This window comes from Nocardioides pyridinolyticus (assembly GCF_054653575.1).
Genome location: NZ_BAAIFY010000025.1, coordinates 22,597 through 36,879, shown reverse-complemented (window position 1 = coordinate 36,879; position 14,283 = coordinate 22,597). Strand labels below are relative to the sequence as shown.

The window sequence follows — 14,283 nt, the reverse complement described above, 5'->3', positions numbered from 1 at the left end:
TGCAACCCGGTGGGAGGAGCAGATAACCCGGCGTTACAGCGGGCGGTCAGAGGTGGTCGGGCACGACCAGCGCGTCCGGGTCCTGCCGCGGCGGGACGTGGGCGAGCGCGATCTTGACCAGGGTGGTGCGGGCCTTGACCAGGACGGCGCGGCGCATGCCCTTCTCGCTGCCCATCCGCTCCTCGACAGCGGCCGTGATCTGGGCGTCGGTGAACGAAGGACGGGTGCCGGGCTCGACGTCGACGTCCGGGAGCGAGACCAGCACGGGCAGCAGCTGGTCACCGAGGCCGTCGAGCAGGGTGAAGCGGGCGTACGGCGCCAGCCCGTCCCAGGCGTCGTCGACGCTCCGCCTGCCCTTGCGCACCGCCCTGTCCTGGGCGGCGAGGATGCTCTTCGCGGCCCCGTTCAGCGCCGCGGTCAGCTCGTGCTCGGTGAAGCGCATGGCCTCAGGGTGCCATGCCCCGCGGTCGACGCCGGCGTTCGACACCGACCGCGGGACCGCTCAGGTCGCGATGTCCGGGTACGGCAGGCTGAGGTGGGCGAGCTTGGCGGCGTAGTCGAGCTGCATGCCGAGCGGCTCGTCGAAGTCGCGCTCGAACATCGCGATCCACAGCGTCAGCGTGAGGAACGGGTGGGCGCCCAGCTCGACCAGCGCGACGTGGTCGTGGCCGGCGAGCGCCGCCCGCTCCTCGTCGGTGAACGAGAGCCAGGTGCTCTTCTCGGCCGCGATGCAGTTGAGGATCCGGTTGGCCTCCTCGGTCTCCCACCAGGCGACCGTGCCGGCCGGGTCCTCGCGGTAGCGCTCGGTGAGCTCGGCGTCGCGGTCGACGGTGAAGAGGAACTTGTTGACGAGGTACTTGCTCATCTCGGGGTCCCCTCGGAATCGTGGAGCGCCAGCGGAGCGATTGCGTGGGGTGAGTTCACAGGAGTGCTCCCCTCGACGCCAGCGGCGGGGCCGCGATGAGGTCCGGGTTCGGGTACCAGGCGAAGTACGCCTCCATCGTGTGGAACAGGTCGAGGTTGTCGGCGTAGTCGGCCTTCGCGTAGCCCGCGATGCCCATCATCAGCATGAAGTCCATGAAGCCGTGGGTGGCGTTGCCCGGCGCGTGGAGGCTGTCGAGCGTGACGTTGGCCAGGCAGCCGTCGATGTCACCGTCGGCGATCCACCGCACGGCCTGCGCGTCGAACTCGGGGTCGGGCCCGTGCGGGCCGAACTGGCGCGGGCCGCCGAGCTCGAGCGAGAGGTGGCCGGTGCCGATGACCGCCACGCGCAGCTCGCTCGGCCAAGAGTCGATGATCTCCCGGATCGTCTTGCCCAGCTGCACGAACCGCTCGGGGCGCGGCAGCGGCGGGGCGAAGATGTTGGTGTAGATCGGCACGATCGGCAGGTCGTTCTGCGGCCGCACCGTGAAGATCGGGCAGGTGATCGAGTGGTCGACGCGCAGCTCGTTGGAGAACGCGAGGTCGAAGCCTCGGTCGATCCCCTCGCGGAGCATGTACGCCGAAAGCTCCTCGTGGCCCCGGAAGAACAGCTTGGGGAGGCCGAACTCCCGCATCTCGTTCTCCCAGTTGCCGTCGTAGTACGGCGCCCTGCCGATGAGGAACTGCGGCATGTTGTCCAGCCAGAGCTGGTGGAAGTGGTCGGAGCCGACCATGACCAGCACGTCCGGCTGCGCCCGGGTCAGCGTCTCCCGGTAGGCCTCCACCTTGCGCACCCAGTCCGCCGCGAACGGCGGCGCCTCCTCTGGGGGCAGCTGGCTGGTCTTGTAGAAGAACGAACCCACCCCGACGACGAGGCGGGCTGGGACGAGGTCGCGACGGCCGCCGTTCGCCGCCAGCGCGAGGCCGGCCGGTTCGTGCCGGGCCTGGGCCGGACTCTCCCGCTCAACGGAGCCGGCGTGAGCGGCGCGGCGCTGGCCGACCTCGGGATCCCGCAGCAGCTGCTGCGCGGCACCGTGCTGCTGGCCCGCTGCGCGGGCCTGCTCGGTCACATCGCCGAGGAGATCCGGCGGCCCGTGGCCAACGACGTCTACATGACCGTGGACCGCAACGCGGTCTACGTGGACCCGGCCACGGAGGCATGATGCGCGCGGCCCGGATCCACCAGTGTGGTGAGCCGCCGCGGGTGGGCGAGGTCGAGGCCCCCACCCCCGGACCGGGTCAGGCGCTGGTCGCGGTGACCGCCGCGCCGATCACGCCCCTGGACCTGCTCTGCGCGAGCGGCACCTCATACTTCGGCGAGCCCGCGACGCCGTACGTCCCCGGCGTCCAGGGGGTCGGCGTCGTGCGGTCCTCCGAGCTGGCGGTGGTGCCCGACGCCGACCTGGTGCCGGTCTCCGGGGCGCTGCCCGACGCGCAGCTCGCGGCGCTCGGGCTCTCCGCGATCGGCGCGTGGACGGCGCTGTCGTGGCGCGGGGCGCTGCGGGCGGGCGAGCGCGTGCTCGTGCTGGGGTCCAGCGGCGTCGTGGGCACGGTGGCGGTGCAGGCCGCCCGGCTCCAGGGCGCGGGCGCCGTGTACGCCGCCGCGATCGAGCCCGGAGCCGGCGACGCCGCCCGCGCGCTGGGCGCGGACGGGTTCGTCCCGCTGGGTCACGACGACGACGCCGAGGCCCTGGCCGGACGGATGCGCGAGGTGGTCGGCGAGGTCGACCTGGTGCTCGACCCGTTGTGCGGGGTGCCCTCGTCCGCGGCCGCGCTCTGCCTCGCGCCCCGCGGCCGGCTGGTGAACCTCGGCGGCAGCGCCGGCCCCACCGCGTCGTACTCCTCCGCGCACCTGCGCAGCGGGTCGCGGGAGGTGCGCGGCTACACCAACAACGACCTCACCGCCGAGCAGCGGTACGACGCCCTGCAGCAGATCGAGATCCACGCGGAGGCGGGGCGGCTCACCGCGCCGTACGAGGTGTTCGGCCTCGACGAGGTCGCCTCGGCCTGGACCCGGCAGCTCCGCGGCGAGGTCGCCGGGCGCGCGGTCGTCGCCTTTAGCTGACGGCGACCGGCCCGACCACCACGGCTCAGGCGGCCTCGGCACGTCGCGCGGCGTGCCCCTGACCCGGATCCGTCGCACAGGCAGCCACCGCTGCCGCGAGCTTCGCGGCCATCGCGACCCGCCACCTCCGGCGTCGGCGAGGTCCTCGGGCTTCAGGTGTCAGCGCAGTGCTGACACTTCACAGAGCACCGTTGGCTCGATCCGTATGACGTCTCGCCACTGCATCACCAGGACACAGCGACGTACTTCGACTCCAGGTAGTCGAGCATGCCCTCGTGGCCGCCCTCGCGGCCGATGCCGGACTGCTTGGTGCCGCCGAAGGGCGCGGCGGGGTCGGAGACGAGGCCGCGGTTGAGGCCGACCATGCCGGAGTCGAGCTGCTCGCTGACGCGCAGCCCGCGGGCGAGGTCTCGGGTGTAGACGTAGGAGACCAGGCCGTACTCGGTGTCGTTGGCCATCCGGATCGCGTCGGCCTCGTCGGTGAAGGTGATGATCGGGGCGACGGGGCCGAAGATCTCCTCGCCGAGGATGTCCGCGCCGACAGCTACGTCGAGCAGCACGGTCGGCTCGTAGTAGAACCCCTCGCGGTCGGGGCGCCTGCCGCCGGTCAACACGCGCGCGCCGGACGCAACGGCGCCGGAGACCAGCTCGTGGACGGAGACGGCCGCCTGCTCGTTCACCAAAGGGCCGACCTCGGTGTCGTCGGAGGTGCCCGGGCCGACGCGGAGCGCGGCCATCCGGTCGGCGAGCCGTCGCGAGAACTCGTCGGCGACGTCGGCGTGGACGTAGAAGCGGTTGGCGGCGGTGCAGGCCTCGCCGGCGTTGCGCATCTTCGCGATCATCGCACCGTCGACGGCGGCGTCGAGGTCGGCGTCGGCGAGGACGAGGAAGGGGGCGTTGCCGCCGAGCTCCATCGAGCAGTTCACGACCTGGTCGGCGGCCTCCTTGAGGAGCACCCGACCCACCTCGGTCGAGCCGGTGAAGGACAGCTTGCGCACGCGCGGGTCGTGCAGCATCGCGGAGACGACCTCGCCGGAGCGGCGGGCGGGCAGCACGTTGACGACGCCGGCGGGGACACCGGCGGCCTCGAGGATCTTCGCCATCAGCAGCGCGGTGAGGGGGGTGTCCGAGGCGGGCTTGAGGACGACCGTGCACCCGGCGGCCAGTGCGGGACCGATCTTGCGGGTCGCCATCGCGGCGGGGAAGTTCCACGGCGTCACCAGCACGGCGATGCCGACCGGCTGCTGGAGGACCACGATCCTGTTCGCGCCCGACGGCGCGGTCATCACCTGGCCGGAGGCGCGGACCGCCTCCTCGGCGTACCAGCGGAAGAATTCGGCGGCGTACGCCGTCTCACCGCGTGCGTCGGAGAGGGCCTTGCCGTTCTCCAGCGAGATGAGGTGGGCGATCTCCTCGCGGCGCCCGGTCATCAGCTCGAACGCCGTCCGCAGGATCTCGGCCCGCTCGCGCGGGGCGGTCGCGGCCCAGCCGGCGGCCGCGGCGTCGGCGGCGTCGACGCAGGCGAGCGCGTCCTCGACGGTGCCGTTCGCGACCGTCGTGATGACCCCGCCGGTCGCCGGGTCGAGGACGTCGAAGCGGCCGCCGTCGGAGGCGGACACCACCTTGCCGCCGACGTAGAGGTCGAGCGGCAGGTCGGAGATCTGGTCGAGCGAGAAGTCACCCATCAGGGAAGGGCCTTTCCGAGGTACTAGTACGGGTTGGCGACGACGAGCTCCTGCGCGGGGAAGAGCGTGAGGATCTTCGGACCGTCCTCGGTGACGACGATCTCCTCCTCGATCCGCGCCGCGGAGATGCCGTCGGAGGCGGGGCAGTAGGTCTCGAGCGCGAAGACCATGCCGACCTGGAGCTCGACGGGCTCCTTCATCGAGTTGAGCCGGGAGATGATCGGGCGCTCGTGCAGGCCGAGGCCCAGGCCGTGCGCGAACTGGAGGCCGAACGCCTCCATCTCGCTGCCGAAGCCGAACTCCTCGGCGGCCGGCAGCAGCGCGGCGACCTCGTCGGTGCCGACGCCGGCCGTGATGCCCTCGATGCCACGGTCCATCCACTCGCGCGCCTTGGCGTAGGCGTCGCGCTGCGCCGGCGTCGAGCTGCCGACCGCGAAGGTGCGGTAGTAGCAGGTCCGGTAGCCGTTGAAGGAGTGGATGATGTCGAAGAACGCCTGGTCGCCGGGGCGGATCAGGCGGTCGGTGAAGTTGTGCGGGTGCGGGTTGCACCGCTCGCCGGAGATCGCGTTGACCGCCTCGACCTCGTCCGAGCCCATCTCGTAGAGACGCTGGTTGGCGAGCGCGACGATCTGGTTCTCGCGCGTCCCGGGCTTGAGGGCCTCGAAGATGTCCTGGTAGACGCCGTCGACCATCGCGGCCGCCTGGTTGAGCAGGACGATCTCGTCCTGGCTCTTGATGCACCGCGCGTCCAGCATCAGCTGCTGGGCGTCGACCACGCGCAGGCCCTGCCGCTCCATCTCGAAGAGGAACGGCGGCTCGACGATGTCCATGCCGACGGGCTGGTCCGCCACGCCGGCCTCGACGAGCAGCGACTTGATCTCCGCGACGGCGTCGGCCATGAGCCCGACCGACGGCGCGACAGCGCCGCGGAAGCCGAGGAAGCCGGCCCGGTAGTTCTCCGCCGGGACCCACTGACTGTGCTTCTTGTGGTGCTTGACCGCGGACCCGAAGTCCCACAGGACCGGCTCCTTGCCGCGCGCGAGGAGCGCGTAGCGGATCATCTTGTCGCCGAGCGCGCCGCCGATCCAGGTCTGCGTGGTGTAGCGGATGTTGTAGAAGTCGAAGAGCAGGAACGCACCGCACTCACTGCTCTCGAGGGCGGCCTGGGCCCGGCCGAGCCGGTACTGGCGCAGCCGGTCGAAGTCGACCCGCTCCTCGTAGTCGACTCCCATGTGCCCCGGTGCGGGGATCGGGCCGGTCACGCGGTCAACCGCCCAGCCCGTCGTCGACCGGCACGTTCTCCGGCTTGAGCTCGATGCCGGAGCTGTGCGCCTGGAGCTCGAGCAGGATCGCGAAGTCCTCCTCGACCCGGCCGCTGCTCACGCTCGCCTGGACGGCGGCGGCCGCAGCGGCGGCGACGGGCATCGGGACGTCGAGGTCGTGGGCGGCCGCGAAGCCGAGGTCGAAGTCCTTGCGCAGCAGGATCGGCGTGAAGGTCGGGGCGAAGTCGAGGTTCACGAATGCCGGTGACTTGTAGCGGGTGAACGCCGAGCCCATGACGGAGTTGTTGAGGAACTCGAGGAACGCCGCACGCGGGATGCCCCCCTTCTCGGCGAGCACCGTGATCTCGGCGAGGTTCTGGGTCACGACGCCGAGCATCACGTTGTGGCAGATCTTCGCGAGACGGGCGAGCTCGCCGTCGCCGACGTACGTCGCGCCCTTGCCGAGGTGGTCGAGCAGCGGCGCGACCCTCTCGTAGGCCTCCTCCGGACCGGAGACGACCAGGGTGAGGCCGCCGGCCTTCACGACCTTGCCGTTGCCACTCACCGGGGAGGACAGGAAGTCGACGCCCCGCTGGACGCAGGCGGTGCGCATCTCGGCGGACGCCTCGGTGGAGACCGTCGAGCAGTCGACGACCATGCCGGGGACGTTCGCGGGGTCGGCCAGGAGGGCGCCCTCACCGACGAGCACCTGCTCGAGGTCGGCCGGGGTCGAGACCATCGTGAAGACCACGTCGAGTCCGCGCAGGTCGGCGATCGTGTCGGCGACCTTGCACCCGACCTCGGTGAGCGCCTCGGCCTTGGAGCGGGTGCGGTTCCAGACCGTCACGTCCTCGCCGGCCTTCGCCAGGCGGCCGGCCATCGCGGCGCCCATCCGGCCGGCGCCGATCCAGCCCACGGTCAGGGGGGCCGCGGGGGACCGGTCGCGGTCCTCCGGAGGCGGGGTCTTGGGCATGAGAGCTCCTCGTTGCAATCGTTTGTAGAACCGTAGGCTACAGTGGGGCCTGCGTCAAACATCAAAGGCTCGCAATCGAATGCAGAACACGGGCACCGGAGACCGGAGGACGACATGACAGCCGCGGTGCCGAGGGTCCGGGTGGGAACGTTCAGCCCGTCGGTGGTGCTCCGGCTGGCGCGGCGGCTGGGGCTGCTGGCCGAGGCGGGTCTCGACGTCCTCGAGCGTCCCGTAGCCTCGTCGCCGGCTCAGTTCACGTCGCTGCGCGACGGCGAGCTGGATCTCGCGATCACCAGTCCCGACAACGTCCTCGGCTACCGGTTCAGCCCGGCGAACCCGTTGGGAGCCGTGCTGGACGCACACGTGGTCGAGCCGATCGACCGGGGACTCGGCCTGGCCCTGTACGCCCGACCGGGGCTCGCCGCGGCGGACGCGCTGCGCGGCCAGCGGGTCGGCGTCGACGTGCCGAACTCGGGCTTCGCGCTGGCCCTGTACGCGATCGCGGAGTCGCTGGGTGTCGGGCGCGACGAGTACGAGCTGGTCTCCCTCGGCTCGACCCCGAGGCGCCTCACCGCCCTGCTCGACGGCGCGTGCGACGCCACCATGCTGAACGCCGGCAACGAGCTGCGCGCGGAGGAGGCCGGCTGCCTCCGCGTGGCGGGCGCGGCCGACGTCTGCGCGCCGTACCTCGGCACGGTTCTGGCCGTGCTCGGCGAGGAGCACCTGCCGGCCGCACAGGCGCTGGTCGGAGCACTCCGAGGCGCCCGGGAGGCCGTGCACTCCGACCAGGGGGCACGGGCCGCCGCGCGGGAGGCCGCCGAGGCGCTCCGGCTCTCCCCGGAGCTCGCCGAGCGATACGTCGATCGGCTGCGCGACCCCGACCAGGGCCTGGTGCTCGACGGCAGCGACGACCGCGCCGGCCTGGCAACCGCGGTCGCGCTGCGACAGCGACACCTGCCCGAGATCATCGACGGCCGGGACGTGCTCGAGTCGGCGCTGGATCCCGCGAGCGGTCTCATGCTGCCCGCGGCTCCCCCTGCGGCGGGGCCGTAGGATTCGATCGTGCCGTCCCCGACCCTGCGTGACGTCGCCGACGCCGCCGGAGTCCACACTGCGACGGCATCGAGGGCGCTCAACCCCGCGACGCGGACCTTGGTCAACGTCGACACTGCCCGACGCGTCCTGCGTGCCGCCGAGAGCCTCGGCTATCGACCCAACCCGATTGCGCGCGGACTCAAGACGGCGAAGTCGGGCACGGTCGGCGTCGTCCTGCCCGACCTCACCAATCCGCTCTTCCCGCCGATCGTCCGCGGCATCGAGGACGTGCTCGGCGAGGCCGGCTACAGCGCGCTCATCGTCAACACCGACAACGACCCGCAGCGCGAGACCACCCAGGTGGACATGCTCCGCTCGCGGCAGGTCGAGGGGTTGATCGTGGCCACCGCGCGCCTGGAGCACCCTTTCCTCTCGCGTCTGCACGAAGAGGGAACGACCATGGTGCTGGTGAACCGTCGCGCCGACGATCTCGACGTCTCGTCCGTGGGCCCGGACGACTCCGCGGGCATCGAGCTCGCCGTTCGCCACCTCGCCGGACTCGGACATCGCAGGATCCTCCACCTGGCTGGCCCGCCCGACACCTCGACCGGTGTCGTCCGGTTGCGTGCCCACCGCGCGATCGTCCGGGAGCTGGGCCTGGCTGACGAGGACGCCCTCGTCCGCACCTGCGAGCAGTGGAGCGAGGCCGAGGGTGCGCGAGCGCTCGCCTCCGCCCTCGACGACGGCACCGACTTCACGGCCGTCGTCGCCGGCAACGACCTGCTCGCGCTCGGCTGCTACGACGTGTTCGCTGGGCGCGGGATCGCCTGCCCCGGTGAGGTCTCGGTCGTCGGCTTCAACGACATGCCCTTCCTCGACAAGCTCCGTCCGCCGCTGACCACGGTCGCCATCCCTCACCACCGGGTCGGGGCGGAGGCTGCCCGCATGCTCCTCGAGTCGCTCGCCGAGCCGTCCCGGCCGCCGAGGACGGTGCTGCTACCTCTGATCCTCGTCCAGCGCGGCTCGACCTCGCCCCCCAGCGCCGGCACGCGGTGACACACGGTCAGCCCTTCCCGTAGTACTCGTAGTGCGGTCCGCGCCACAGCGGGTTCACGACGAAGTCGGTGAGCCAGCTCCGGTAGGGGTACGCGAGTCCCTCCTGCGCGGCGTACACCCACATCGGGTCGTCGTGCAGGAGCTGCTGGAGCTCGGAGTAGATCTCCTCGCGCTCGGCCGGCTCGACGGTGGCCTTGCCCGCGTCGATCAACTCCGCGATCCGGTCGGGGTCGGCGTAGGCATCGCGGAAGCCGTGCTTGCTGCCCCAGTCTCCGTCGGGGTGCTGCAGCGGGTCGAAGAACTGGTGGGGATCCGCACCGGGGTCCGCGTTCTTGACCCACAGCGCGAACGGAACCGGGTCCGACCCGAGAGCCTCGTCGAACTGCGTCTCCGCCTGGGTCACGACCCGCACGGAGAACTTCGGGTTGAGGGCCTCGATGCCGTCCTTCATCAGCAGCGCAACCCCCTCGAACTCCGGCTCACCGGACTGGACGAGCACGGACACGGTGAAGCCGTCCTCCCAGTACTCGGTCTCCTGGAGGAGCTCGGCCGCGCGCTCGGGGTCGTATTCGTAGAGCGGCGCATCGGGGTCGTAGCCGAACACCCCCCGGGGGATGTAGGCCGGGTAGCGGGCGCCGTACCCGTCGAGGAACGAGTTGATGTAGGTGTCGTAGTCGAAGGCGTGGCTGAACGCCTGGCGGATCCGGACGTCGGCGAAGAAGTCCCCCGGGATCGTGTCGTCGCTCGGCAGCGCGTCACTCGGCGCCCGCATGTTGAAGCCGAGATGGATCGGCTCCAGCAGCAGGCCGTTCTCGTAGATCTCGATGCCCGCGGTGCCGGCGACGTCGCTGACGTTCGACGGCGAGATGTCGATGATGTCGGCATCCCCCGCCCGAAGGGCGAGCACCCGAGCACTCTCCTCCAGCGTGATCTCCCACCGGACGTCGAGCTGGGCGGGCTCGCCCCAGTAGTCCTCGTTCACCGTCATCAGCAACGACTCCCCGCGTCGCCATTCGCCGAACACATAGGGCCCGGTGCCCACCATGTTCGTGTCCATCCACTCGCTCGGGGTGTCGGCAGCGACGCCGCCGTTGGACTCGACGGCTTCTGGGCTGACGATGGAAGCGACGCCGTTGAGCACCACCGAGTAGAGGAACGACGCGTCCGGCTCCACGAGGGTCACCTCGAACGTCCGGGGGTCGACGGCCCGCATGTCGGCGACGCTGTCGACGAGGACGGAGGCCTGGCCCTCGGGCAGGTTCATGGTCATGACGCGCTCCCAGGAGAACACGACGTCCTCGGCGTCGAACTCGGTGCCGTCGTGGAAGGTGACCCCTTCGCGAAGGGGGAACGTGTAGGTCAGTCGGTCCTCACTGACCAAGCCGTTCTCCTGGGTCGGCACCTCGGTGGCGAGCGAGGGGATCAGCTCGGCGCTGTCCGGACCGACGTCGACGAGCCGCTCGTACACGTTGTCGATGAACGCCTCGCCCTTGGCTCCCTGCTCCGCCCGAGCGGGGTCGAGGCTGGCCGGCTCGCCATTCTGGTGGTGCACGATCACGTCGGAGTTGCGCACCTCTCCGCCCGCGCCACCGTCGTCCTCGGACTGTGGCCCGCCGGCCCCGGTGCATGCCCCGAGCAGTATCACCATCGCCGTCATGCCGACCGCGGTCCAGGTCCCGGCGCGTGCGGGGCCGCGAGTGCTAGTCGTCATGGCTGTGTTCCTCCAAGCTCGGCCGGCTCTCGCCGGCTCGGTCGTGGCTGAGGATGCAGGCGCTTGCCCGCCCCGGGGCGACCCTCAGCAGTGGGGGTTCTGCAATGTCCGAGAAGTCCAGATGCACACGGTTGTCGACCCGCCGGACGCCGCGTACGGCAGCACCGAGAGGACCGGACTCGCAGGAGACGATCTCCGTGACCTCGCCCGCGGCGTCGTCGCTGTCGAGGACGACGATGCCGCGGGTGCGCGAGTCACGTTCGACAGTCGTCACCCGCTCGCTGAGGGCGGGGTGCTCGATCTCGAGCAGCTCGACCACGTCGTCGACCTCCCAGCCGCATCGCGCGGTCGCCACCGGGCACCGGGGATGGAGTCGGCAGCCCTTCGGGGGCGAGACGGGGTTGGGCACGGAGCCCCGTAGGCCGGAGCCGAGCAGCGTAGCCTGGTCCAGGGTCGGGTTCGAGTCGCGGAGCACGCGCGTGTACGGGTGGGCGGGATCGTCGAAGACCGGCCCGGTCGGTCCGACTTCGGCAATCCTCCCGAGGTACATCACGGCCAGTCGATCGGCCATGTGCTGTACGACCCCGAGGTCGTGGGTGATGAACAGGTAGGTCAGCCCGAACTGGCGCTGGAGGTCGACCAGCAGGTTCAGGATCTGGGCCTGGACCGACACGTCCAGTGCGCTGGTCGGCTCGTCGAGCACGACGAAGTCGGGGTTCAGGGCGATGGCGCGCGCGATCGAGATCCGCTGTCGCTGACCGCCGGAGAACTGGTGCGGATAGCGGAGCAGGTGCTCGCGGCCCAGGCCGACGCTCTCCAGGAGCGTCACGACCCGCTCGTTGAGGTCGGCACCGGAGGCCTCGCGGTGGACGCGGAGCGGGCGGCCGACGATGTCCTTGACCAGCTGACGTGGGTTGAGCGAGCTGAAGGCGTCCTGGAACACCACCTGGGTGTTGCGGCGGAACTCGCGCTGGCGCTCGCGACTCATCGCCCCGAGCGCGTGGTGCCGGCGGATCTCCTCGATCCGACGCCGTCCGGCGTCATCCGGCTCCTGCTGCTGGAGGGTGTCGAGCTCGGCCCGAGTGGCGGCGTCGAGGTCGAAGTACACGTCACCGCCGGTGGTGCGCACCAGTCCCGCGACGATCCGGCCCAGCGTCGTCTTGCCGCAGCCGGACTCGCCCACCAGGCCGAGGGTCTCGCCGCGGTGGACCGAGAGGTCGACACCGTCGACGGCGTGGACATGACCGGTGACCCGCTGCACCACGCCCTGCTTGATCGGGTAGTGCTCCTCGACGCCGCGCAGCGTGATCACGTCGTCCCGGTCGGGCACTCCTGCCCGGTCGGGCAGTCCGGTCTCCTGCACGGCAGTCATGCCTCCTCCTCGGTCGAGGGCGCGGCGGCTGCCGGCAGCCGGTCGAGCTCGATCCGGGCACGCTGGCCCGCTTGGGGATACCGCAGGCAGGCGACCGCGTGAGCGGCCTCCGAGGTGGGCGCGAGGATCGGGACCGTGTCGCCGCACGCAGCTGACGAGAACGAGCACCGGGTGTGGAAGTGGCACTGCGGCGGAGGGGCGACGAGCTGGGGAACGGTGCCCGGGATCGCCGCCAGCTCGCCCCGCCCTGTCCGGGCGTGCGGGATCGCCGCGAGGAGGCCGGCCGTGTAGGGATGCAGTGGCCGAGCGAGCACGTCGTCGACCGGACCGATCTCCGCGATCCGCCCGGCGTACATCACCGCGAGCCGGTCGGCGAGCTGGCGCACCAGCGAGAGGTCGTGGGTGATGTAGAGGACCGCCGTTCCACTGCGCGCCTGGAGGTCCGCGATCAGGTTGAGGATGCGTGCCTGGATCGTGACGTCGAGTGCCGTGGTCGGCTCGTCGGCGATGAGCAGGTCGGGATCGCAGGCCAGTGCCTGCGCGATCATGACCCGCTGCTTCATGCCACCGGAGAGCTCGTGCGGGTAGCTCGACATCACCTTGCGCGGGTTGGGGATCCCGGTCTCGGCCAGGGAACGTTCGACGGATCGGTCGAGCAGCTCGCTCAGCCGCCGGGCGAGCGAACGGTCACGCAGCCTGAGCGCACCGCGTGACAGCGGGCCGCCCCGCTGCCGGACCACGCGGCGCGCCAGCGGTCCGGCACGCTCGGGATCGACACCGGCCTGCTCGAGCATCGTCCGCCAGCGGTGCTCGCCGAAGACCTCGCCGACCTGCCGGCGAATGGTGAGGGAGGGGTTCAGCGCCTTCCCGGGATCCTGGAAGATCATCGCGATCCGGTCACCGCGCATCTGGTTGATCTGTGACATCGGCGCCTGGAGCAGATCGGTCGACGCGTCGCCGTCCCGCTCGCGCAGGAGCACCGAGCCGGTCGGGTACCGCCCCGGGGGCGTCGGCACCAACCGCATCAGGGAGCGTGCGGTGACGCTCTTCCCGCACCCGGTCTCCCCGACGAGCGCGAGGGTCTCACCGGGCCGGAGGTCGAACGAGACTCCGTCGACCGCCTCCACCGTGCCGCGTGAGGTGTCGAAGTGGACGCACAGGTCGCGGACCGACAGCAGCCAGTCATCGACCGCGCCGACGGCCCGATCCCGCACCACCGGCGCGGTGTCGACCGAGGTGCCCGCCGTCGTCGCGGGCGTCGTCGGCCGCTCCATCAGCGTCCTTCCGTCTTGGGATCCAGGACGTCACGGAGACCGTCGCCGATCAGGTTGAAGGCCAGGGCCCACAGGAACACCGCGGCGCCGGCGAAGGTCGAGACCCACCACTGGCCCGAGACGATCCCAGCTTGGCCGATGCTCACCAGGGCGCCCCATTCGGTCAGGCCGGCCTCAGCCAGCCCGATGAAGCTCAGGCTCGCTCCGATGAGGACGACCCCTCCCATGTCCTGCGTCGCCTGGACCATCAGCGGCGTCATGCAGTTCGGCAGGACGTCGCGGCGGTAGATGTTCCACTTCGAGTCACCGATCGCCCGCGCAGCCTCGACGTACTCGTTCTGGCGGACGTGGATGATCTCGCCGCGGACAATGCGTGCGTACTTGACCCAGAACACCACGGCGAGCGCGAGGAGGATGTTCCGGAACGACGGACCTAGCACCGCGGCGATCGCGAGCGCGAAGATCAGCTCCGGGATGGCCAGGAAGATGTCGACGACCCGCATCAGGACCTCGTCGACCTTCCCACCGACCATGCCGGCCACGCTGCCGACGATGGCACCGATCACGAGCGTCGCCAGGACCACGGTCAGCGACAGCTGGAGCGAGAGCCGCGATCCCCAGATCAGCCCGTAGAGAACGTCGCCGCCGGTGGGGTCGGTGCCGAGCGGGTGCCCCGCGGTGCCCGGGGGAACGCTGATCGCCTGCCAGTCGCGGGGCATCTGGTAGGGGTCGGGCTGGTTGGGCTCGGTCAGCCATGGCGCGAGTGCGGCGACGAGCAGGAACAGCACGACGATCACGAGGCCGAGCATCGTGAGCGGGTTGCGCAGCACGCCGCGCGACACCTCGGCGAACCGCTTGGTCCGCACGACCGCGGCCGACCCGGACGACCACGGGACGCGTTGCGGGATGGAGTCGGGCACCGTGGTCAT

14 protein-coding genes are annotated in these 14,283 nt (G+C 71.0%); 4 read left to right on the top strand and 10 right to left on the bottom strand.

From position 1 onward, the window contains the following. Nucleotides 1–46: 46 nt before the first annotated feature. From ACYQ0U_RS18350 to ACYQ0U_RS18340, 3 genes are read right to left on the bottom strand one after another with little or no spacing between them, the layout of a single operon-like run. The gene (locus ACYQ0U_RS18350; RefSeq protein WP_459975329.1) at nucleotides 47–442 is read right to left on the bottom strand and encodes a hypothetical protein; all 396 of its coding nucleotides are present in this window, start codon (nucleotides 440–442) and stop codon (nucleotides 47–49) included. A gap of 60 nt (nucleotides 443–502) precedes the next feature. Then, complete coding sequence (locus tag ACYQ0U_RS18345; protein WP_459975328.1) at nucleotides 503–865, bottom strand: hypothetical protein; 363 nt, start codon at nucleotides 863–865, stop codon at nucleotides 503–505. Between the two features lie 55 nt (nucleotides 866–920). After that, nucleotides 921–1,784 (bottom strand): DODA-type extradiol aromatic ring-opening family dioxygenase, encoded by an 864-nt coding sequence (locus ACYQ0U_RS18340; RefSeq protein ID WP_459975327.1) that lies wholly within the window; start codon nucleotides 1,782–1,784, stop codon nucleotides 921–923. 114 nt (nucleotides 1,785–1,898) lie between these two features. Here ACYQ0U_RS18340 and ACYQ0U_RS18335 point away from each other — a divergent pair, with 114 nt between their 5' ends. After that, complete coding sequence (locus ACYQ0U_RS18335; protein WP_459975326.1) at nucleotides 1,899–2,084, top strand: citrate synthase family protein; 186 nt, start codon at nucleotides 1,899–1,901, stop codon at nucleotides 2,082–2,084. Then, nucleotides 2,081–2,986, top strand: coding sequence for a quinone oxidoreductase family protein (locus ACYQ0U_RS18330; RefSeq protein WP_459975325.1), 906 nt, complete (start codon nucleotides 2,081–2,083; stop codon nucleotides 2,984–2,986). The genes ACYQ0U_RS18335 and ACYQ0U_RS18330 overlap by 4 nt, the downstream gene beginning before the upstream one ends. A 224-nt stretch (nucleotides 2,987–3,210) precedes the next feature. On the opposite strand, the gene ACYQ0U_RS18325 is transcribed toward ACYQ0U_RS18330, so the two are convergent. Genes ACYQ0U_RS18325 through ACYQ0U_RS18315 form a run of 3 tightly spaced genes read right to left on the bottom strand, consistent with a single transcriptional unit; the run spans nucleotide 3,211 to nucleotide 6,906 of the window. Then, nucleotides 3,211–4,671: an NAD-dependent succinate-semialdehyde dehydrogenase gene (locus ACYQ0U_RS18325; RefSeq protein WP_459975324.1), complete on the bottom strand. Its 1,461-nt coding sequence runs from the start codon at nucleotides 4,669–4,671 to the stop codon at nucleotides 3,211–3,213. Between the two features lie 23 nt (nucleotides 4,672–4,694). After that, nucleotides 4,695–5,933 (bottom strand): M24 family metallopeptidase, encoded by a 1,239-nt coding sequence (locus ACYQ0U_RS18320; RefSeq protein ID WP_459975323.1) that lies wholly within the window; start codon nucleotides 5,931–5,933, stop codon nucleotides 4,695–4,697. A 4-nt stretch (nucleotides 5,934–5,937) separates the two neighbouring features. Then, on the bottom strand, nucleotides 5,938–6,906 hold the full coding sequence (locus ACYQ0U_RS18315) for an NAD(P)-dependent oxidoreductase (RefSeq protein ID WP_459975322.1): 969 nt from the start codon (nucleotides 6,904–6,906) through the stop codon (nucleotides 5,938–5,940). Nucleotides 6,907–7,020: 114 nt separating this feature from the next. Between ACYQ0U_RS18315 and ACYQ0U_RS18310 the strand changes: the two genes are divergently transcribed. Next, a complete protein-coding gene (locus ACYQ0U_RS18310) occupies nucleotides 7,021–7,959 on the top strand; it encodes an ABC transporter substrate-binding protein (RefSeq protein WP_459975321.1) in 939 nt (312 codons plus the stop codon). A 9-nt stretch (nucleotides 7,960–7,968) separates the two neighbouring features. Then, a complete protein-coding gene (locus ACYQ0U_RS18305) occupies nucleotides 7,969–8,997 on the top strand; it encodes a LacI family DNA-binding transcriptional regulator (RefSeq protein ID WP_459975320.1) in 1,029 nt (342 codons plus the stop codon). A gap of 7 nt (nucleotides 8,998–9,004) precedes the next feature. Here ACYQ0U_RS18305 and ACYQ0U_RS18300 read toward each other — a convergent pair whose 3' ends face one another. Genes ACYQ0U_RS18300 through ACYQ0U_RS18285 form a run of 4 tightly spaced genes read right to left on the bottom strand, consistent with a single transcriptional unit; the run spans nucleotide 9,005 to nucleotide 14,283 of the window. After that, complete coding sequence (locus ACYQ0U_RS18300; protein WP_459975319.1) at nucleotides 9,005–10,708, bottom strand: ABC transporter substrate-binding protein; 1,704 nt, start codon at nucleotides 10,706–10,708, stop codon at nucleotides 9,005–9,007. Further along, nucleotides 10,698–12,080: an ABC transporter ATP-binding protein gene (locus tag ACYQ0U_RS18295; protein ID WP_459975318.1), complete on the bottom strand. Its 1,383-nt coding sequence runs from the start codon at nucleotides 12,078–12,080 to the stop codon at nucleotides 10,698–10,700. The genes ACYQ0U_RS18300 and ACYQ0U_RS18295 overlap by 11 nt, the downstream gene beginning before the upstream one ends. Further along, nucleotides 12,077–13,354, bottom strand: coding sequence for an ABC transporter ATP-binding protein (locus ACYQ0U_RS18290; protein WP_459975317.1), 1,278 nt, complete (start codon nucleotides 13,352–13,354; stop codon nucleotides 12,077–12,079). The genes ACYQ0U_RS18295 and ACYQ0U_RS18290 overlap by 4 nt, the downstream gene beginning before the upstream one ends. After that, nucleotides 13,354–14,283, bottom strand: a complete 930-nt coding sequence (locus ACYQ0U_RS18285; RefSeq protein WP_459975316.1) for an ABC transporter permease — start codon at nucleotides 14,281–14,283, stop codon at nucleotides 13,354–13,356. The genes ACYQ0U_RS18290 and ACYQ0U_RS18285 overlap by 1 nt, the downstream gene beginning before the upstream one ends.